Raw genomic sequence first — 20,745 nt, 5'->3', positions numbered from 1 at the left:
AGTTTGTAGTTGCGCTTTAGCGCAGCTGCTATAGAAATGTAGCGATTAGGTAAACCCGCCCGACTCCACCCTTTCACCCCGACATGTTTAAGGTGCGATCGCAGTTAGCAATCTGGTAGGTTTTGTTATCGTCGACTATCGCCACTTCCATGATGTGATGCCAACTTGAGTTAAAATCACTTAATAAGTAGGTAGACTTTGAAGATTAGTTTATCGTTGAGAAATCACATCCTAGACACAGTTTATGAGTACATTCCGCGTTGGTATTGCAGGACCGGTGGGTTCTGGGAAAACTGCTTTATTGGATGCTTTGTGTAAGGCAATGCGGGCATCTTATCAAATTGCTGTCGTCACTAACGACATTTACACCCAGGAAGATGCCCAGTTTCTGGTAAACTCTCAAGCATTAGAGCGCGATCGCATTCGAGGTGTGGAAACTGGAGGTTGTCCCCATACGGCGATTCGGGAGGATGCATCCCTCAATCTAGCGGCAGTTGCAGAGTTAGAACAAAAGTTCACCCCCTTAGATTTAGTCTTCTTAGAAAGTGGGGGAGATAACCTAGCCGCCACCTTTAGTCCAGAACTCGTCGATTTGACGATTTACGTGATTGATGTCGCCGCTGGTGACAAAATTCCCCGCAAAGGCGGACCCGGAATCACCAAATCGGATTTATTGGTGATTAATAAAATAGACCTAGCACCGATGGTAGGGGCTGATTTGGGCGTTATGGAACGAGACGCCAAAACGATGCGAGGCGATAAGCCGTTTGTGTTTACGAATTTGAAGACTCAAGACGGATTGGCAACCGTGATTGATTTTATCAAGCTCCAGATGGGAGTAACTTGACAAAGGCTGTTTAATTTGCTAGTAAATCCGGTGAGAGAACCGGAGATAAAAACATTCAGTAGTTAGCCTGTCCCTATCCTACCCTCATCTATGCAGTAATCTCGACTTAAACCTTAAAGAATTTTCTTTCAGCATAATTTATCCAAACTTTTATTCTGCTCAGGTGATTTTGCAAAATTAATTTTACTCTTTACTGGCAGATTAATTAGCCAAGTAGTCGATTCCGTATTTTCACGAGTTCCCTTTTGCTTGTAAGAGTGAAATATCCGAAAATATTCCCTATTGTTCCTCAATCGACAACGTTAAACTGATAAAAAGTTTAGGCTGAAACCAATGATTACTGACTTAGAACTCTGGTTATCCTCAAATACCCGACGGTATATCGAGCTTTGCCAAAAAAGCAATATCGATATCGAAGATATGGCATTTTTAGAGAATTTTAGAGTTTTGCAGAGGATAGTCATTTCTCAAAGGCAGACTCAAGATGCTCGATTACCCGATTGGCAACAGCTATCAGCAGAACTCAATAGATCAGCATAAAGTCTAGGCAGACAAAAGTATCTCTCGGTGCAAATTTAAGCTAACCCTTAGCTATTTCCTGTTTGTTTCCAGGTCAATGTGAGAAATGCTCTTTATTATGGCTCTGCCGCTACTCGACTACAGCAGACAGAGCCTCTTCAAGAGTATTCTTAGCCAAAGGTTAGAAAAGTGTTCCTGGAATTAAACCAGACATTTACTTTTCCAACGGTTCGCCCGCCGCCTTCCAGCCATTAATACTGGGCGGAAAACTGCGAACATTCGTGTACCCTAACAACCGCAACGCCGTCATACCGATTGCGGTGCGATGCCCACTAGAACAGTATAAAATTACAGGTTTATCCGTGGGAATTTTGTCTAAATTCTTGGTGAGCGATCGCACGGGAATATTAATAGCGCCAGGAATGTGTCCTGAAGCATATTCCGACGGTTCTCGCACATCCACTAATACTACATCTTTCTCCTTTTTTAACTTGTTCTTCAACTGCTTCACTGGCATTACTGTATAGTAATCTCGTGGTAGCGAATTCAGCAATTGATCCACTGCTGTATAGACTTCTGCGCTAGGTGGACTCGTCACCTTAGATTCTACGGCAGCTAGGGCAGATTTAGGAACGAATACACCACCCAGCAGAGTTAAAACCAGTAATAATCCCAGGAGTAATCCTGATAGCATTTTTTGAATTTTCATCATTTTTATCCTTAATTTAGTTGCTTTTCGTTTGTTGATTTTGGGCAATTGTAGTAATGCACCATTGCTCAAGGCTTTGGTTATTAACTCCCGGCTCGCTAAACAGAAACCGCTCGATTTTCTTCCCAGTGGCGGGCACCGGATTCCCGACGAATATCTCGCCAAATCTGAGTCGCTGCTAAAGCACCATCTCCAGCCGCCACAACCACTTGATTTAACCCCACCTTCAAGTCTCCAATCGCAAAGATTCGCGGGTGAGACGTCCGCCCCATTTTATCGGTAATCAGATTACTACCCTTGACATCTAAATTGAATCCTTGGAGATAAGTATTGTGATAGCGTGACCCCATAGAAATTAATCCAGTTTCTAAGGGAATAATTGACCCATCCACTAACTCAACTCCCGTCATCTGGTGATTTTCACCCAGAAATTTCTTAATCGGGGTTTCCACCAAACGATAACCATGATTGTGCAGTTGAGAACGCATTGAATCACTCACCTCAAACAGTCCATGGGTGAACACAGTGATATAAGGTGTAAACCAACTGAGATTAAACACCATTTCTTCAATACTCGCTTCACTACCCGCCAAGAAACCACATTGCTTATCTGTCATTTCATAGCCATCACAAACCATACAGACATGTAAGTTATATCCTGCATAATCAAAGACATTTTGCATATCCTCCAAAGGGGGTAAATTATCGATAATGCCACTCGCGGCAATTAAGTATTTCGAGCGCAATACGGGGTAAATACTATTTTTACGACCCACTTTCACCCGCACAGCAAACCTATTTCCTTCATCCACCACTTCCTCAACATAACCATTCAACATATCGCCATTTAAAGACGTGTAATGCTGTTTTCCTTGTTGCAACAAAACGCGACCTGGAGTATCCGGTGGTAAGCCTAAATAATTGTGCAATTCCTGCATCCAAAATGAGCGAGCTTTGCCTTTATCAATAATTAGGCTCGAAAGGCGAAATCGTTGCAGGTAGATTCCAGCAGAAAGTCCACCGGCGCCGCCGCCAACGACAATCGCATCGTAAATATGATTCAGACGTTCAGGCAGATTTTTTTTCGTGAGTTGCATGGTTGTCATAATTTGAACAAACTTAAAAAAACTTATCCAGTAAGCTTTAGCTTACTTTAGCTTTGAGCCAGAAATTTATTTCTTGGCTCCCTTAAGAAACATGCCATTTAACTTAACTCGCCTCCACCCCAATTTGGCAACAAGCTAACTAGATAAGTTGGGTTTCGTTCCTCAACCCAACCTACTTGCTGGCTTTTGCAAAATTCCTGTTATGACACATCTCTACTTTTAGTAGCCACTCCAGAAATATGAGGGCTAACAATTGGAAAAGAAACCTGAAACTGTTGATAATTTAGGTTCTCAAATCCAGCCTTTTCTAACGCCAGCCCTGTTTCCCGATTTGGATGACACCCATCAAACACCGTTTTCCAAATCGGCTCAATGCTACCTTGAATCCGCCGTTGCCAACTGCCACATTCAGCGGCTATATGTTCAACAAACAAAAAGCGACCCCCTGGCTTGAGAACTCGTCGGATTTCTTGCACTGTTGCAGAAAGATTGCTGACGGAACAGAGGACGTAGGTACTGACAACAGCATCCACACTATTATCATCAACATCAATCCGTTCAGCAGACCCACTGTTGATATCAATCCGGTTCAACCCAACCTGTTGGGCTTCCTGTTCCAGGTAGGAATGCATAAAAGGATTTGGTTCAACGCCTATCCAATGAATGTCAGTGGGATAATACTCTAAATTAACCCCAGCCCCAGGTCCAATTTCTACAACTTTCCCCTGCAAGTCGGCAAATAAAGCCTGCTTGAGTTGAGCTAGGGTAGAATGGTTACTGCAATTTGCTAATTGAATAGCATTTTCATCGGCTGTGTTTGCCTTCGCCATTCCCCAAGCAAATAACTGTTTGTACCAGTTTGCACAGGGTTGTATTTTTAAGACCATAATGATTCACCATTTACAATTAGGGAACTTTCATGGTAGCAAGTTAGCATCAGGATTGTTTCCTATCAAAGCTTCACTTAAGAAGAATGGCGCTGACTTAAGTTGGGTTCGTAGTAGGCACGAAGCGTGCCAGAAGCGCTTTAGCGCTTACTACAAACTCTAAAGTCAGTAGCATTACACTTACGAATTGGTTTGAATCTCTAATCCTAACCGTCGCCATTCCACCATGCCGCCTGTGATATTAAATACCTTAGCAAAACCTGCTTTAGCCAGTTGTTTGGCAGCAATGGGACTGCGATGAGCGGTTAAACAAATAACGGCAATGGGTTTATCTTTGGGCAAATCTTGGAACCACTGCGGTAAAACCCAACGGCGAAACATCGGAATTATGCCGATAAGAATACGGGGTAAACTGAGGTTAATTGCGCCGGGGGCGTGACCCATTGCATATTCAAAACCACTGCGGACATCGATAAGTAATGGTGGATTTGGAGATTCGACAAATTCTTGGGGAGAACAGTCTTTGACAAAGGGAGAGAAAGAGGATATAGAATTCATAGATTATTTCCAATTCAAAATGTTAAGACTCAATTGTGTTGCTGTTTCCATAGAGATTTTTGACCAAAAGTCTATAGGAATGTCGGAAATGCAACAAAAACTCATACCCTTTCTTCGTAACATTGCACCTAATACTCATTCACCCTTCCCAACCTCCCCTTACTAAGGGGAGGTGCCGTAGGCGGTGGGGTAAAAGTGCAACGTCATACAAACTTGGTATCAGACAAAATGATTAAATTAAAGTTTAAACCCACCACGGTGTTTCCCCAGTGCGGGGATCAGTTTCCGTCCAAGGCGCTATGCGGATGTAGTCGCCTTCAATCTTGACCTGCACCAGCTTCAGGGGACGGTCAGCCGGACCCCGGACAACCGAACCATCGGGACTATAACGAGACCCGTGACAGGGACATTGAAATTGTTGATCCATATTGTTCCAGGGAAAGGTACAACCTAAGTGGGTGCAGTTATCGACAATTCCGATTGAATCTAAGGTGTTATCGTCGGTAACGGTTAAATACGTCGGTTCACCAGCCAAACCCGCAACCAATGCACGGGCGCCTGCACCTTGGGCGACGATTTGGGACACGGGGATGGGATTCCCTAATTTATCTTTGGCGATAATCGAACCATCTGCGCCCCCTTCTTGGGGTGGGACAAAGAATTTAGCGGCTGGATAGAGGGCGGCGCTGGCTGTGGCAGCGATGGTTGCTCCGGTGAGGAAGTTGAGAAGCTGTCGCCGAGACATTGAGACGCTTTGCATCGATAGACTGTCTTCCATGGATATCCTCCGATTTGTGTAAACAAAATTTACGATTTGTTATTTAGTTTAATAACCAATTGGCTATTTAGTCAAGTAATAAGATCTGCTTAACCTACTTCAGGTACTGGTGATGCTTCGTAGAGGGCGACCCGAACCGATTGAGTGGACGCCAATTGTTGATTGATACAAGCGGGCATCCATGTCAACTTAAGGTCGCCCCTACAGGGTACAGGTGTTTCGTTTTGGCATCTCGCGTTTATGGAGCGCCGCTCAATCCCGATAGATTGTAAATATAGTTACAAAGTTGTATAGTTTTAATAAACAGTGGTGTAATCATGGCTCATATTGTGGTAATCGGTGCGGGTATTGGCGGACTACCCACCGCTTACGAACTACGGCATCTCCTGCCTCATGTCCACCGAATTACGTTAATTTGTGACAAACCTGAATTTACGTTTATTCCCTCTCTCCCGTGGGTTGCGTTCAATTTAACTCCACTCCAGCGAATTCAAGTAGACATTGCTTCTGTGGTCAAGTCTCGGCAAATAGAGTTTGTCCAAGGTAAAGTAACGGGTATTGACCCCAAGGCTCAATGGTTAAGGGTGGGAGACAGGTCAATTGATTATGATTATGTAGTAATTGCTACCGGGGCGGAATTAGCGCTAGATGCCATACCCGGATTAGGACCCGATCGCGGTTATACCCAATCGGTGTGCAATCCTCACCATGCTTTAATGGCAAAACAAGCGTGGGCTAAATTTCTGGAAAATCCCGGACCCTTGGTAGTGGGGGCGGTTCCGGGTGCGAGTTGTATGGGACCGGCTTATGAATTTGCCCTATTAGCCGACTGGATACTGCGGCGACAAGGATTGCGAGAACAAGTACCGATTACCTTTGTCACTCCAGAACCTTATGCAGGTCATTTGGGAATTGGAGGTATGGCAGATTCGGCGGAATTGGTGACTGAATTAATGCGTCAACGGCAGATTGAGGTGATTGAGAATGCTGAAATTACTGCCATTCATCCGCAACAGATAACCTTGGCAGAGGGTCATAGGCTACCCTTCCACTATGCCATGCTGCTACCGCCATTCCGGGGACCCCGCTTTGTCCGAGATGTCCCTGGGTTGAGTGATCAGAAGGGTTTTCTACCTGTATTACCAACGTATCAGCATCCCTCATTTCCCTCTATTTATAGTGCAGGCGTAGTGGTGCAGTTATCGCCACCGGAAAAGACACCTTTGCCTATCGGTGTGCCAAAAACGGGGCAAATGGCGGAGGCGATGGGGATGGCGGTGGCGCACAATATTGCTAGAGAGTTGGGTGTGATTCAAGCTGCATCGGTGACGCCAACCTTAGCAGCGATTTGTATGGCGGATTTTGGTGATACAGGAATTGTATTCCTAGCTGATCCCGTTTTACCTAATCCCAAAACAGGTCAACGGCGACGTGCGATCGCCAAACGCGGTCGTTGGGTAAGCTGGTTAAAGATTGCTTTTGAGCGATTTTTCTTAACCAAGATGCGATGGGGGTTATCTGTACCTTGGTTTGAGCGTTGGGGTTTGCGCTTGTTGGGCTTATCGCTGGTAGAACCAATTCCAGTATCAAAGGATTATCCAATTGAGTCAAGTTTGCAAACTAGATAAGCGATTAAACTAACAGTTTGGCATAGTAAGTCCGGAAGAGTCAGGCTTACGCTATACTAAAGTCTAAAGTTGGAGAACTAAGAGGCAATAGTAAGTGCAATGGTTCAAAAAATAGCCCTCTTTAATCACAAAGGCGGAGTCAGTAAGACTACAACCACATTTAATCTTGGTTGGATGCTTGCCTCAAAGGGAAAAACAGTAATTCTTGTAGATACTGACCCCCAGTGTAATCTAACGGGTATGGCTTTAGGACAAGGAACAGAGAGCGACGAGGCAAGAATTGAGGCGATTTACAATACCCATTCAAATATTAGAACAGGGCTAGCACCAGCTTTTGAGTCACAGCCAAGGGCTATTGAGGCAGTAGACTGCATTCCCATTGAGGGACAAGATGGACTGTTTTTACTACCTGGTCATGTGGGTTTTGCGGAATATGAAGTCACATTGGGAATTGCTCAAGAGCTAAGTGGCTCAATTCAGGCTCTCAAAAACTTACCCGGCTCTATTCCAGATTTATTGAATAAAACTGCTGAAAAGTTTAGTGCAGATTATCTTTTGATTGATATGAGTCCAAGCTTAGGATCAATCAATCAAAATTTACTAATGACCAGTGACTTTTTTATCGTGCCTACTACTGCCGATTTCTTTTCGGTAATGGCAATTGATTCATTAGCTAAAGTTCTACCCAAATGGTACGCCTGGGCTAAACAAGCTAGTTCACTTCCTGTCTTGAAAGGAGCATCCTATCCCTTTCCTGACATTACACTACGCTTTTTAGGTACTATTGTTCAAAATTTTCGGATCATTCGCGGGAAAGAAACTGCTGCTTTTGAAACATGGATTAATAAGATTGAGCAAGACGTTTCCTCTAAGCTGGTTCCGATTTTACGTCAAAATAGTATGTTAATTTCTGATAAATTATATGCTAAACATGGAATTAGTGACAGTTTTTGCTTAACAAAAATTTCCAATTTTAATAGCCTAATTGCTCTTTCTCAGGAACATCAGACTCCAATCTATGCCCTCACGCCTCAACAATTAAGGCAAACAGGAAAAGTGTTAGAAAATAACCAAGCAAAGCAAGCTGAATTTCAAAAAATATTTGCAGAATTAGCGGATAAGATTATAGAACTAACTTCTCATTCCTATGCAGCCAGCGCTTGATCAATTCCGAATCAGCATTGATCGTGTTCGAGATCTAATTTCTATTCACAACTCTGTTAAAGCTCAATCAACTCCCGCCCTAGATTTGTCAGATATTTTGAGGGCTGCTCTGGTTCTAGCTGTGAGCGCTTTGGATTACTATGTCCATGAAGTTGTAACCCTAGGAATGCTAGAAATTCACAGGGGTCAGCGTTCCGAACCTAATCCTCCACGCAACAGTTCTCAATCTGCATTTTCTCGTTTTCAAGTTTCCCTAGGTGGCGCACGCCAAGAACGATTGATAGCGATGGATATTGCATCCTGGTTAGAGCATGAAATCCAACAAAGTCAAGGTTCCTCATTTTTGCAGCAATCTCACCCAGTCTCAGCTTTGCTCCCAGTTATATCAAATAGTGTTTTGAACAGACTGAATAATGCCTCTTGGCTAGAAGATGAAGTTCGAGAACGTCTTAGCTATCAAAATATAATATCGGCAGCCGCTGGTACATTGATGAAATTCTTGTCAGCGATGCAGTTAACTTTGTTGAGCAGGTTGTTGAGACTATTCACCAAATCCTTTAAGTAAACTATGCCTGTAAAAACCAAGTTTCAAGTATTCTCTCTCTTGTATGAGCATCAACAAGAGTTACGGCGTTTTGGAGTCAACAAGTGTGGAGTATTTGGCTCGTTTGTCCGTGATGCAATCCACGAAAAAAGCGATGTTGATATTTTGGTGGTATTTGAGCCAGACCAGAAAAGCTTTGATAACTTCATGCACCTGTCGTTTTTTCTAGAAGATCTATTTGGTAGATCCGTTGACTTAATTACTGTTGAGTCGTTAAGTCCTTACATCGGTTCGCGTATTCTAGATGAGGTTGAGTATGTCTGTGTCAGCGCGTGAGTATTTACAGCATATCCTCGACGAAACCACCTACATTAAGTGGGTGGACACAATTAAAGTTAACGGTTGAGATTAGGGAACAGGGAACAGGGAACAGGGAACAGTAAGGGTTTGAGGGTGGTTTACAAAACTTAGTACAGTACCGTTTTCTTTTGTCCGACTACTTATCACAAGCTCTAGGGGTCTGGATAAAACTACTTTTGTGCAAGACGAAAGCTTGAAACGGGCTTATGTTCGTAGCATTGAAGTAATTGGCGAAGCGGTTAAACAACTACCTGATACACTACGTCAGAACTATACCACAATTGAATGGCGTGCGATCGCGGGAATGCGTGACCGCTTAATCCATAACTACTTCGGTGTTGATTACGATATTGTAGGGGACGTTGTTACCAGCAAAGTTCCTGAGTTAGATACGGAAATCCGAAAAATTATCGAGCAGGAGTATCCATAGCTCGGCTAAATTAAACCTTACATCTTCTTGTTTCTCGTTCCTGTTAAGAAATCGCTCTCACCACGATGACTGCCAAGATATGATGAAATGTAAAGTTGTCCTACTATGAGTCAGACCGAATGCCCTCTGCTGTTTGTGTCCAACACGTCCAAAAAACCTACGATAAAATCCCTGTGGTTAATGACCTCTCCTTCACTATCGAATCGGGAGAGATATTTGGTCTCCTCGGTCCCAACGGTGCGGGGAAATCGACGACGATTCGCATGTTAACCACTTTAACCCGACCCAGCGCAGGGCAAATTGAGATTGCAGGTTACGATGTGGTGCGTCAACCGGCTGAGGTTAAGCAGAATATTGGTGTTGTGTTGCAACAAACCAGTGTTGATAACGACCTGACCGTTTGGGAGAATATGGAACTCCACGGACGTTTGCACCACATTGCCAATCCCCGACGGCAAACCCTGATTAACCAGTGGTTGGAGTATGTAGAATTAGCCCAACGGCGGGATTCGCCTGTGAAAACCCTATCCGGTGGGATGAAGCGTCGCCTGCAAATTGCTAGGGCGCTACTGCACCAACCCAAAATTCTATTTTTAGATGAACCCACCGTGGGACTTGATCCCCAAACCCGTCGCCGCCTGTGGGAGATTATTCGGGATTTAAACCGCCAAGGGATGACAATGCTGCTGACGACGCATTACATGGACGAGGTGGAGGTGTTATGTGATTCCTATGGGACAAGTCAGCCGGGACGCATCGGGATTATGGACTGTGGTAAGCTAATTGAACTGGGAACCCTGCAACAACTGAAAGCTAACCATGGTGAAGGATTGCTGATGAAACAAATTGGCGATCGCTTCGAGTATAAATTCTTTCCCACTCTAGATGATGCCAATGCCTATCTTGACAGCTTACCGGATAAAACAGGTATGATGGTTCGTCCCTCAAATTTAGAAGATATCTTTGTGGAACTGACGGGACGACAACTCGATTGATGAGACTTGGTCGGGGCGGGTGCGAGTTAAGTTAGTGGTTTGAAGCCCAAGCGTTATCGGTAAAACCCGCCCCTACACACCCACAACTCAATAAGAGGGCGGGTTTTGAACCCAAGTTATCGTCAACAGCTTCAGCGAATTCCCTAAACCCGCCCCTACACATTCAACACTCAAAACGTCCCTAATCCCCAATGCCTCGTCTAGCGACCCAAATTGAAGCGATTCTATACTTAAAGGGCAAACCCTTGTCCCTGGCGGAAATTGCTGAGTGTGCCCGATGCGATCGCTCGGCGGCAGAAGATGCTTTAATTGAACTGATGTCAGACTATGCCTATCGAGACAGCGCCCTAGAAGTCGTCGAGACGCCAAAGGGCTATAGCTTGCAGTTACGGGCTTCATTTGCTACGTTAATGCAAAGTCTAGTGCCTGCTGAATTAGGTGTAGGAGCATTGAGAACCTTAGCGGCGATCGCAATCAAACAACCTATTGCTCAAACTGAACTGATCGACTTACGCGGTAGTGGTGCGTATCAACATGTTCAAGAACTCATCTCCCTCGGATTTGTCAGCAGACGCCGACAAACTGATGGTCGTTCCTACTGGTTGCAAGTCACCAATAAATTTCATCAACACTTTGAACTCGATAACCTCCTACCGTCCCTACGCACATCCTCTCAATCCTAAGCACCACTTCATCTGATCTTATCCTTGAGCCCCAAGCACAATCCTGAATTTCTTCCTTAAGAACTAGGACTGTTTAACCAAAGCACCAAGTCGGTAGCTAGTACAATCGTTTAGAGTAGAAACAAGTAAGTCACATCTTTTAATTTCTAATGGTATTTAACTCTGACTTCCTCAATTCTCCCCCTGAAGATGACGCAACCAACCAACTCCTGAACTATCTCCAACACCAATCCCCCGATGTGCTGTCCCAGGTTGCCAAATCTGCCAGCCCGGAAATTCAGCAAATCATTTCCCAGAATGTCCAAGGACTGGTGGGCATGCTTCCATCTGAGAGTTTCAATGTACAAGTTACCACAGATCGCGAAAACTTAGCTGGATTGTTGGCTTCGGCGATGATGACGGGCTATTTTCTGCGTCGCATGGAACAACGTATGGAACTCGAAGATAATATGACTGACACCATGAATTGGCATGGGCAATCCCGTTACAATGATCATTCCAACGGTTCTTCCCTCTAAACCAATTCCTGTAAAAGCCTAATAGAGTCATGGAAAAGCTATTCCCCCGTCTAATGAAGACGGGAGGCGGGGGATTGGGCTGCCGTAAAGGGCAGTCGTTTTTGTACGACTTATATCATGTCCGGTGGAATACTTACACTATCGGTGGAGACAAGGCAGAGGGCAGAAGGCAGAAGGTTCCAAGGGAAGGAGGAAGGTTGCAAGGCACAAGGGAATAATGACTGTTTAGGCGGACATGATATTATACGATAAATTAGTGGATCGTCAGTCTTGATATCCAGCAAAATTTTCCTAACATGAACAACTTATTGCCAATTATTACCGGATTTGTTTTAATCTATGCTCTACTCGTCTTGGCAGGGGGCATCATCGGGTATGTCAAAGCCAAAAGCCAAAAATCCCTAATATCGGGGATCAGTAGCGGTTTAGGACTGTTGGTTGCTTGGTGGCTTTGTCGGGTCATCCCGATTATGGGACTCGGACTCGCCACACTCATTTCCCTAGTGTTATTTATCGTTTTTATTATTCGCCTTTTCCGCACCCGCAGCTTTATGCCTTCTGGCATGATGATGGTTTTTTCGCTATTAGCCACCGTACTATTTTCTGTAGGATTATTAGCAGCAGAGGGTTTCTTGCAATAGAAGATTATTTTTTCTCAATAACCCGGACGCTCAAGCAAAGTAGCAGGCGATAAGATGAGAAAATCTTTCAAAACTCCTTATGTTGTACTTCCTATCTTATTGGGCTGCTGCTTTTTGGTTTATTTCATCAGTTCGGGGCAATATCCTTGGCTCAAATCCTTTTCGTTAGATATTGCCTCAGAAATTACGGGTATTTTAATTGTCGTCTTTTCGATTGATCGGGTCATTGCGATTGATCAAGAAAATCAACGCAGAAAACTAGAAGCTGTGGCATTCTTACAACTCAGGAGACCGCTGCGACGCCATTTTTATTTGTTCTTTAATATGTTTAAGGCAGCTATTGCCGAAAAACCCGATAAAGATTATCAAACAGTCGTTGATTTATTTGACCATACCTTTTTTGAAGAATTAGCATTTCTCGATTTTTCCAAGCCAGCCCCTGTATTGGGCGCAATTGAGGCGGATTGGTCAGATTATCTATTGCGGGAATGCTCGCAGTTTAAGGATTCCTTAAACCGCACCATGGAAAAATATTGTTTGTTTTTACAGCCTGAACTGATTGAATTGATGGAAGAAGTGATTAATTCTCCATTTCTTTGGATTGTCTTCAATGCCCCAGTAATTCGGAATTTTAGCATAAAAAACAATACATCGAACTCCTATAATTTATTAGCCAGACAAGAAATTCGGGATTTACTGAAAGAGTATATTCAACTGATTACAGCTTTATTAGAGCAGTACAATCAACGAGTTCCTGAAGATAAACAAATTAAAATTTCTGATGAATTATGGGCAAAGGAAGTTTTACCCAAAATTGGTAGTGGTAGAATCTAAATTAGGGTCTGCTGAATAAGTCTTGTGGGGGGTAGGGAGCAGGGGAAGCTGGGGAAGCAGGGGGAGCAATGATAGATTTTCCTTGATAGTAGTGCAAGGGTATGAAAGGGTCTTACCTTATGTCCTTGAAGATGAACCTTTTCTTGTTTATGATTTATAATTGATTCTATTCAACGACTCGAATCCATCCTCGATTTAAACCTTCATAAATGCGTTCAACTAAGTGTTCCTCTTCCATTGAAAGGGACTGTTTCGATAAAAGGGCTGACATAAACAGTTGTTGATCAATCCAGCTAATTTGACGCATATTCAGAATGCGATGACCAATTTGCTGGACGGGAAATTTGGGGAAGCAAACTTGTGCAGGTTTCATTGGGTCTTTAGCAGTGTTGTGTATCTCTCCTTGTATAAAATATATTAAAAAACTTATCGATTTTCTAACGTGATCAAATCAGCAGATTGTCAGTGATAATGACTGAATCTAAATTGTGATAAGTATTTATTAGCTAAGTGATGCTACCTTAGGAAGGATTATGATACGTTTCCCTTTTTTAGGTGATCTAAATCACAAAATATTGGGAGTGACACTATGACTTAAGCGGAATGGCACACTCCCTAAGGCTGGTGGGCAATGCCCACCCTACTTATACCTTTTGTTGCCAATATTTAGAGGCTTTGACCTGTCCTAATTCTAATAGGTATGAGTCTCCTAAGCGCAGGGAAAGAGATGGCGGCGAGGAGTTAACTCCCAAGGCGGCGATGATTTGATCACCTAAGACTCGTCCAAGTTGCGGCGGTACAGCATTTCCGACCTGTCGAAATCCATGCCATTTCGTAACATGAAAGCGAAACCAGTCCGGAAATGAATGTAAACGTGCGGCTTCTCGGACTGAAATTACCCGTGGATAGTTAGGATGAATGGGACGGGGGGAAGTATAGCTACCCCGATCATATCCCGTACCTGCTCGTAGAGTGTAGCAGGGTTTGTCCCAGTCTAGGCGTTGTAGGCGACTAATGGCTTCTAGTTGACCCGGTAGTGTTTGATTAAACCGTTCAATTGATGCAGGATTGTGTCGGGTTCGCTTAGAACTGGTTAAGAGGGATCGATTCCAGTGGCGGGGATGGGCGAAATTAGAGGGATCGCTGATTATACCACGTAGCTTTTCTACGTAAGGCATGGCTAATGCCTGGAGTAATTTTAACTGAGGGAATGTCAGTTCTACCCAGTCTGAGGTTTGGAGTTCCGGAAAATCATCTAAATTCGGTAAATCCGCGATCGCATCCCGAACCGTAAGGAATTCAGAGGGTGATTGCAATTGAGGCTGAGGATAGGTTAAAGGTTTAACTCCAACCTGATTTCCCAACACAAATAACCGTTGTCGCTGCTGCGGTACACCGAAATTAACCGCGTTGAGGACTTGGATGGGTTGAGTTATCTCATAGCCGGCGGCGTTAAACTCCCATTGCAACCGATTCAACAAGTCTTGGTATTTTTTCCACCCTAAACCCGGAACATTCTCCATCAGAAAATAACGCGGCTGGAGTTCTTTGACCAAGCGACAGAACTCAAAGACTAAAAGGTTCCGTTTGTCACAAACCTGACGTTTCCCCATCACAGAGAATCCCTGACAAGGGGGTCCACCAAATACTAAGTCTATGTCCATCCTGTCGCGATCGCTCACCCGAACCGGACGTTTTTGGCGATCGCACCAATCCCGCCAGGCTTGTTGGATCTGGGTTCCCGTCAACTCAGTCACATCCGCGCACAAGACATGAGTCTGGGGAAAGTTAAACTTATAGACAGCCGCGTGAATCGGGTCTTTTTCCACAGCGATCGCCACATCAAATCCCGCCTGTTCGATTCCCAGGGAAAACCCACCCACACCTGCAAATAAATCAATAGCGACAGGTCGATACGCAAAATTTGCCATCCCCTCATCCGTTGCTTTAGTTCTATCCCATATTTTCACTTGGGATGGCTTCTAGAAACTCCTGCTACAGTTTTGTGATTCGGATAAGCTGCTCCCCCTGCTCCCAGACGTAGCATGCTACGTCTCTACATTGCTCCCCCTGCTCCCTCACCCCACCACCCGCCTTAATGACCATGCAAAATCCCCCTAATCACCTAAGACAGGGGGAAATTTTTGCGAATTATTGCAGGTTCACCGGAACGCCGTCTTGCCTCAGCTTATGACCTGGAAAACCAGGTGGGCATCGTGGACACTCGTTTTAAGTTTCCGGGTTCATGCCCGGTCTACTGCCACAAGGTCTCTCGATTCCCTTTTATATACAAACAAAGATCAAAAAACACTATTGGCAGTCACCAACGTTCCAGTGGAACCTGTACCCCTATTTTAACGATTTATTTCCAGATGTCTACTGTCCCGTATCGTCGTCTGTAGGGGCGCATGGCGTGCGCCCTGAAACAGGCTGCTGTTCGTGCCTAATTATGCGCTGTTCTGAACAGTCTAGGCTAAACTGATGAGTATCATTGATCGCAAAGTATGATATTCGGGGTTAGGGTCAGATGGTGTACAGCGAACCCCACTCCTATCTTGTCAAACTGGGGTTATTCCACTGGAACAATTGGCGCAAGAAGCATCCTGATGTTACTCCCATGTTGGAGGGGGCTAACCTAAATTTATTGGATTTGAGTGGGTTTAACCTGAGAGGGGCGAATATTCAAGGGGCTAACCTCTTTGGCACGGATTTGCTGGAAGCTGATTTGACCGATGCCAATCTTAGCAAAGCTGATTTTACGGGCGCGGATTTTAGAAATGCCCTTTTAAGCGGCGCGGATTTATCGGAAGCCCGGTTGATTAGAACCCAAGCTTTAGGTACAAACTTTGAGCGGGCAATATTCACAGGCGTTTGCTTAGAAGATTGGAATATTGATAGTACAACCAATTTGACTGGAGTTATTTGTGACTATGTTTATCTTAAGTCCCGATATTCTCCTCAGACTAAACGATATATACTGCAAGAACGCCGTCCTCATAGTGGTACGTTTGAACCGGGTGAGTTTACCAAGCTTTTCCAAAAAACCCTGGAAACGGTTGAATTGATTTTCCGCAAGGGGATTGATTGGCAGGCTTTTTTGGTTGCTTTTCAAGCGTTGGAGGAGGAAAAGGATAATTCTCCGGTGTCTATTCAAGCCATTGAAACCAAGCATCGAGGGACTGTAGTTGTCCACCTCAATGTTTTGCCAGAGGAGAATAAGGCAAAAATTGAGCAATCGTTTAAGCAGCGCTATAAACAGGAACTTCAACGTATTGAGGCGGATTATTGCGAAACGTTAGGTATGAGAGTTCAGTCAGAGGATTTAATCGCCAAGTATCGCCAACGAAATGCTGATTTTAAGGCGATGATTCAGGTTATGGCTCAAGCTCAAAGTGATTTTGTTTTAAAGGGGACGCCACAATTAGAGTGATTTGTCATTTGTCATTTGTTATTAACCGTACCAGAGAGTTTCTATAGATTGTGCGATCGCCTGGGGATGCTTCTGGGAGTTAGCATCCAACAAGACGGTGACATGACCGAGTTTGCGCCCTGGGCGTGATTGGGTTTTCCCATACCAATGTACATAGGTTTGCGGCTGACTGGCGAGTTTTTGCCGTTTTTCCAGGTAGTCGTTCTGGGAATATTCGTAACCTAATAGATTAACCATGACGGCTCCATTACACTTAAGCGTTGGTTTTGTCAAGGGGAATCCAGCAACCGCCCGTAAATGCATTTCAAACTGCGAGATGTCGCAAGCATCGAGACTAAAATGTCCGGAATTGTGGGTACGCGGGGAAACTTCGTTGACATATATCTGATGATTGGCAGTGAGAAAAAGTTCAATGCCAAATACGCCCACAGCTTGTAGACTGTTGAGTAAGGTACGGGCGATCGCCTCAATCTCGTGTTCCGTTTCCGGGCGAATCGGGGCGGGAATAATCACCCGACGGCAGACTTGATTGTCTTGCTGAGTTTCCACAACTGGGTAAACCACGACCTCACCGCTTACCGAACGCGCCGCGATGACTGCTAATTCGCGTTCAAAGGGGATAAACTCCTCAACCAGTAGAGGGGTATCGGCAAGTTGGGCAGAGCGTTCCTGGAAACGTTTGTGATCCTTGAAAATAAACGTGCCTTGACCATCGTAACCGTGGCGTCGGGCTTTCACAACGAGGGGGAATGGCTGGGTATCGGGGTTGAGGGGTGTCTCAAATACCTTAAATGCGGGTTGGGGTAAACCAATATCCCGTAAATAGCACCGTTGGTGATACTTATCCAGTAGCGGGGCTAAAGCGTCTAGGCGGGGACGAAAACAGACACCTTGGTTTGCCAAGGGGAACAATGCATCTAGATGAATAAATTCATTCTCAAAGGTAATCACATCACACTGGGCGGCTAACGTAGCCGTCGCGGTGGCGTCATCAATCGGGGCAAAAACAGTATCAGCCGCGACGCTAACAGCGGGGTCAGTCGGCTGGGGGGTTTGAATCACCAAATCCAATCCCAATGATTTAGCCCCATCTCCCATCATCCACGCCAGTTGTCCACCACCAATTACCCCTACTCGTTTCACAGTCTTAGACATTCACAGGTTTGAGTCACTCGCTTGTTAATCTTAACGGATTCTGGTCTCATCCCAAATCCGCTGTTTGCATCCCCTATATCCTGTTACCTGTTGCCTATTCCCTATTCCCTATTGCCTCTCCCCACCACAAGACTTATTCAGCAGACCCTAAATGGAGGGAGTTAACCCGAATTTGGTATCAAAAATAACAATTACTCGCAGAAGCTGGCTCTAATATCACAGCTTAACCAGGTTTATCTCTATCGACAAACAGAATTACCCAAGGACTATCTATACAAATGGTTAGACGACTAGGGCGACGTAAATTTTTGATCTACGGCTCCGCCACATTAGGCACGACACTGCTGCTCAAAGCCTGTAGTGAACCGCCCGCGCCGGATACCACCGGAGAGGCGACAACCTCGGAATCGGCGGCTGGAGGCAATGGTGACACGATCAAAGTGGGGATACTCCATTCCCTGAGTGGCACCATGGCGATTAGTGAAAAGAGTGTCGTAGATGCCGAACAACTGGCGATTGAGGAAATCAACGCCGCTGGGGGGGTTCTCGGTAAGCAGATTGAACCGATTGTGGAAGACGGTGCCTCCGATTGGCCCACGTTTGCCGAGAAAGCCCGCAAGCTAATTGACCAAGATCAAGTCGTTTCTATTTTTGGCTGCTGGACATCGGCTAGCCGCAAGGCAGTATTGCCCGTCTTTGAAGAGAAAAAACACATGCTCTGGTATCCTGTGCAGTACGAGGGTCAAGAGTGTTCTAACAATATTTTCTATACAGGCGCTGCTCCGAATCAACAGATTGAACCAGCCGTGGATTGGTTGCTGGAGAATAAGGGGAAACAACTCTTTCTAGTGGGTTCGGACTACGTGTTTCCCCGTACCGCCAACATGATTATTAAGGCACAACTGGCAGAATTGGGTGGCGAAACCGTTGGCGAAGATTACTTGCCTCTGGGAAATACAGAAGTGACGCCAATTATTACCAAAATCCGAGCGGCGTTGCCAGACGGGGGAGTTATTTTTAATACCCTCAACGGTGATAGTAATGTGGCATTCTTTAAACAGTTACAGGGTGCAGGATTAACCCCGGATAAGTATCCGGTGATGTCGGTGAGTATTGCCGAAGAAGAAGTCAAGGCAATTGGCACAGAATACCTGAAAGATCAGTATGCGGCGTGGAACTATTTCCAAACCGTTGATACTCCAGAGAACCAGGAATTTGTCAATGCCTTTAAAGCAAAATATGGTGAAGACCGCGTGACTAATGACCCGATGGAAGCGGCTTATATTGGCGTTTACTTGTGGAAGCAAGCGGTTGAAGAAGCAGGAACGGCTGATGATTTAGAGGCAGTTCGTAAAGCGGCTTATGGTCAGAAATTTGAAGCCCCAGAAGGGATTGTTACGATGAATTCTAACCATCACCTCTCGAAGGTGGTACGGATTGGCAAAGTGGGTGAGGATGGGTTGTTTGAAATTGTCAATGAGACCGAAGCGGCAGTGGAACCGATTCCCTGGAATCAATTTGTTGCTGATACGAAGGGATTAGGCTGCGATTGGTCTGATCCGAGTAAGGGTGGCAAATATAAGTTAAAAGACGTATAAGTCGGTAGACGCCAATCAACTTCAACGTAAAGACCGTCATTGGTCTTATGTTCTTTGTCATTCCTGACCAACAATCAACGTAAAAATTGTGCTAGCAGGACTTTTGAATAGTCTCTATGGCGGGATCAGTAGTGGCGCTGTTTTATTAATAGCAGCCCTGGGATTAGCCATTGTATTCGGACTCATGGGTGTGATCAACTTGGCGCACGGCGAGTTGATGATGCTGGGTGCTTATACAACCTTTGTTGTCCAAAATGGCTTCAAGTTGCTGGGGGAACCCTGGTTTGAAACCTATATTTTGTTTGCCATACCCATCGCATTTTTAGTCACCGCCCTTGTCGGATTGATTCTTGAACGGGGTATCATCCGATTTCTATACGGGCGTCCCCTGGAAACCTTGCTGGCAACCTGGGGGGTTAGTCTAATTTTGCAGCAGTTTGTCCGTAGCGTAAATTGGGTGATGGTGATTGGGATTGCCCTATTTTGCCTGCTGTTTTTTGGGGCGCTATGGGTAATATCTCGTCGGGCAGATTTCCAGAGGATTCGCGCTTGGGCAATCCCGCTCATGGTTGTACTATCTCTGGGAATTACCTTTACGATTGGCAAGATTTTGAGTGAAACCTCTTCCCTCGCCTTAACCAAGCCTTGGTTTGGTACTCAAGGTGTTGATGTCACCGCGCCAACGTGGATGCGAGGGGGATGGATGGTGGAGTTATCGGAGGGTAGCTTTCAGTTATCGTATGTCCGATTATTTATTATCGGGCTAACGATTCTTTGCATCACCGGAATTTACCTATTTTTACAGCGTTCAGCTTGGGGATTACGGATTCGTGCCGTGACTCAAAATCGGAGTATGAGTGCTTGTTTGGGGATTCCCACGGCTAAGGTTGATGCCTTAACCTTTGCCATTGGTTCGGGTTTCGCTGGAGTCGCGGGTTGTGCGATTAGTTTGCTGAGTTCAGTGAGTCCCGATACAGGTCAGAATTATATCGTTGATACGTTCATGGTCGTGGTGGTTGGCGGCGTCGGTAAATTGGTGGGTTCGATTGTGGCGGCGTTAGCGATTGGGACAATGAATTACCTGATTGGTTCGGGTATACTGGCTTTTATCTTTGAACCGATTCAGCCGTTATTTGAGTTCTTTACTTTTTTTGCCACCACCAGTATGGCAAGGGTAATGGTGTTTGCCTTAATTATTCTTTTCCTGCAAATTCGACCGGGCGGGATTTTCCCACAGAAAGGACGCTCTTATGAATTGTGAGGTAGAAGGCAGAAGGCAGAGGGCAGAAGGCAGACGGGAGAAGGAACAAAAAAGTTCAGTCACCAAGGGAGTAATTAAGGCAGTTTTAGGATAACGAATG

22 protein-coding genes, 1 other RNA gene and 1 pseudogene are annotated in these 20,745 nt (G+C 45.0%); 15 read left to right on the top strand and 9 right to left on the bottom strand.

Going from position 1 to position 20,745, the window contains the following annotated elements; all coding sequences use genetic code 11:
• Positions 1 to 244 precede the first annotated feature (244 nt).
• Positions 245 to 847 carry an urease accessory protein UreG gene (ureG, locus tag RIE73_RS09785; protein ID WP_446401005.1) on the top strand — a complete coding sequence of 201 codons (603 nt, stop codon included), beginning with the start codon at positions 245 to 247 and terminating at the stop codon, positions 845 to 847.
• A gap of 333 nt (positions 848 to 1,180) precedes the next feature.
• Positions 1,181 to 1,387 carry a hypothetical protein gene (locus RIE73_RS09780; protein ID WP_446401004.1) on the top strand — a complete coding sequence of 69 codons (207 nt, stop codon included), beginning with the start codon at positions 1,181 to 1,183 and terminating at the stop codon, positions 1,385 to 1,387.
• Positions 1,388 to 1,580: 193 nt separating this feature from the next.
• Here the strand turns inward: RIE73_RS09780 and RIE73_RS09775 are convergent, their stop codons facing one another.
• The 5 genes from RIE73_RS09775 to petC form a co-directional block, all read right to left on the bottom strand.
• On the bottom strand, positions 1,581 to 2,075 hold the full coding sequence (locus RIE73_RS09775; RefSeq protein WP_446401019.1) for a rhodanese-like domain-containing protein: 495 nt from the start codon (positions 2,073 to 2,075) through the stop codon (positions 1,581 to 1,583).
• 98 nt (positions 2,076 to 2,173) lie between these two features.
• Positions 2,174 to 3,172 (bottom strand): NAD(P)/FAD-dependent oxidoreductase, encoded by a 999-nt coding sequence (locus RIE73_RS09770; protein WP_446393198.1) that lies wholly within the window; start codon positions 3,170 to 3,172, stop codon positions 2,174 to 2,176.
• A gap of 209 nt (positions 3,173 to 3,381) precedes the next feature.
• Positions 3,382 to 4,068 (bottom strand): class I SAM-dependent methyltransferase, encoded by a 687-nt coding sequence (locus RIE73_RS09765; protein ID WP_446401003.1) that lies wholly within the window; start codon positions 4,066 to 4,068, stop codon positions 3,382 to 3,384.
• Between the two features lie 180 nt (positions 4,069 to 4,248).
• Positions 4,249 to 4,626, bottom strand: coding sequence for a rhodanese-like domain-containing protein (locus tag RIE73_RS09760; protein ID WP_446401002.1), 378 nt, complete (start codon positions 4,624 to 4,626; stop codon positions 4,249 to 4,251).
• 244 nt (positions 4,627 to 4,870) lie between these two features.
• Positions 4,871 to 5,404, bottom strand: a complete 534-nt coding sequence (gene petC, locus RIE73_RS09755; RefSeq protein WP_446401001.1) for a cytochrome b6-f complex iron-sulfur subunit — start codon at positions 5,402 to 5,404, stop codon at positions 4,871 to 4,873.
• A 317-nt stretch (positions 5,405 to 5,721) separates the two neighbouring features.
• Here petC and RIE73_RS09750 point away from each other — a divergent pair, with 317 nt between their 5' ends.
• From RIE73_RS09750 to RIE73_RS09705, 10 genes and pseudogenes are all read left to right on the top strand, one after another.
• The gene (locus tag RIE73_RS09750) at positions 5,722 to 7,032 is read left to right on the top strand and encodes an NAD(P)/FAD-dependent oxidoreductase (protein WP_446401000.1); all 1,311 of its coding nucleotides are present in this window, start codon (positions 5,722 to 5,724) and stop codon (positions 7,030 to 7,032) included.
• 99 nt (positions 7,033 to 7,131) lie between these two features.
• A complete protein-coding gene (locus RIE73_RS09745) occupies positions 7,132 to 8,196 on the top strand; it encodes a ParA family protein (protein WP_446400999.1) in 1,065 nt (354 codons plus the stop codon).
• Positions 8,180 to 8,757: pseudogene (locus tag RIE73_RS09740) on the top strand (HEPN domain-containing protein). The gene RIE73_RS09745 and the pseudogene RIE73_RS09740 overlap by 17 nt, the downstream one beginning before the upstream one ends.
• Before the next feature lie 7 nt (positions 8,758 to 8,764).
• Positions 8,765 to 9,076 (top strand): nucleotidyltransferase family protein, encoded by a 312-nt coding sequence (locus RIE73_RS09735; RefSeq protein ID WP_446400998.1) that lies wholly within the window; start codon positions 8,765 to 8,767, stop codon positions 9,074 to 9,076.
• Between the two features lie 166 nt (positions 9,077 to 9,242).
• On the top strand, positions 9,243 to 9,530 hold the full coding sequence (locus RIE73_RS09730; protein WP_446401018.1) for a HepT-like ribonuclease domain-containing protein: 288 nt from the start codon (positions 9,243 to 9,245) through the stop codon (positions 9,528 to 9,530).
• A gap of 119 nt (positions 9,531 to 9,649) precedes the next feature.
• Complete coding sequence (locus RIE73_RS09725) at positions 9,650 to 10,525, top strand: ABC transporter ATP-binding protein (RefSeq protein WP_446400997.1); 876 nt, start codon at positions 9,650 to 9,652, stop codon at positions 10,523 to 10,525.
• Positions 10,526 to 10,716: 191 nt separating this feature from the next.
• Complete coding sequence (gene scpB / locus RIE73_RS09720; RefSeq protein WP_446381064.1) at positions 10,717 to 11,208, top strand: SMC-Scp complex subunit ScpB; 492 nt, start codon at positions 10,717 to 10,719, stop codon at positions 11,206 to 11,208.
• A 149-nt stretch (positions 11,209 to 11,357) separates the two neighbouring features.
• A complete protein-coding gene (locus RIE73_RS09715; protein ID WP_446393206.1) occupies positions 11,358 to 11,726 on the top strand; it encodes a DUF760 domain-containing protein in 369 nt (122 codons plus the stop codon).
• Between the two features lie 296 nt (positions 11,727 to 12,022).
• A complete protein-coding gene (locus tag RIE73_RS09710) occupies positions 12,023 to 12,367 on the top strand; it encodes a TMEM14 family protein (protein WP_446400996.1) in 345 nt (114 codons plus the stop codon).
• Positions 12,368 to 12,421: 54 nt separating this feature from the next.
• Positions 12,422 to 13,201, top strand: coding sequence for a hypothetical protein (locus RIE73_RS09705; protein WP_446400995.1), 780 nt, complete (start codon positions 12,422 to 12,424; stop codon positions 13,199 to 13,201).
• Between the two features lie 166 nt (positions 13,202 to 13,367).
• On the opposite strand, the gene RIE73_RS09700 is transcribed toward RIE73_RS09705, so the two are convergent.
• The 3 genes from RIE73_RS09700 to ssrS form a co-directional block, all read right to left on the bottom strand.
• Positions 13,368 to 13,574, bottom strand: a complete 207-nt coding sequence (locus RIE73_RS09700) for a hypothetical protein (RefSeq protein WP_446400994.1) — start codon at positions 13,572 to 13,574, stop codon at positions 13,368 to 13,370.
• Between the two features lie 271 nt (positions 13,575 to 13,845).
• Positions 13,846 to 15,132, bottom strand: coding sequence for a DNA cytosine methyltransferase (locus RIE73_RS09695; RefSeq protein ID WP_446400993.1), 1,287 nt, complete (start codon positions 15,130 to 15,132; stop codon positions 13,846 to 13,848).
• Between the two features lie 227 nt (positions 15,133 to 15,359).
• A non-coding RNA gene (ssrS, locus tag RIE73_RS09690) (6S RNA) lies at positions 15,360 to 15,542 on the bottom strand.
• Between the two features lie 186 nt (positions 15,543 to 15,728).
• Between ssrS and RIE73_RS09685 the strand changes: the two genes are divergently transcribed.
• Positions 15,729 to 16,631, top strand: coding sequence for a pentapeptide repeat-containing protein (locus RIE73_RS09685; RefSeq protein WP_446400992.1), 903 nt, complete (start codon positions 15,729 to 15,731; stop codon positions 16,629 to 16,631).
• 21 nt (positions 16,632 to 16,652) lie between these two features.
• On the opposite strand, the gene RIE73_RS09680 is transcribed toward RIE73_RS09685, so the two are convergent.
• Positions 16,653 to 17,786 (bottom strand): 5-(carboxyamino)imidazole ribonucleotide synthase, encoded by a 1,134-nt coding sequence (locus RIE73_RS09680; RefSeq protein ID WP_446400991.1) that lies wholly within the window; start codon positions 17,784 to 17,786, stop codon positions 16,653 to 16,655.
• Positions 17,787 to 18,064: 278 nt separating this feature from the next.
• Between RIE73_RS09680 and urtA the strand changes: the two genes are divergently transcribed.
• Positions 18,065 to 19,384, top strand: a complete 1,320-nt coding sequence (gene urtA / locus RIE73_RS09675) for an urea ABC transporter substrate-binding protein (protein ID WP_446400990.1) — start codon at positions 18,065 to 18,067, stop codon at positions 19,382 to 19,384.
• Positions 19,385 to 19,472: 88 nt separating this feature from the next.
• A complete protein-coding gene (locus RIE73_RS09670; protein ID WP_446400989.1) occupies positions 19,473 to 20,645 on the top strand; it encodes an ABC transporter permease subunit in 1,173 nt (390 codons plus the stop codon).
• Positions 20,646 to 20,745: the final 100 nt, after the last annotated feature.

It is taken from the genome of Coleofasciculus sp. C1-SOL-03 (assembly GCF_040220555.1).
Classification (GTDB): Bacteria; Cyanobacteriota; Cyanobacteriia; order Cyanobacteriales; family Coleofasciculaceae; genus Coleofasciculus.
The sequence above is the reverse complement of the archived record's forward strand: the minus strand, read 5'-3'. Positions and strand labels throughout refer to the sequence as shown.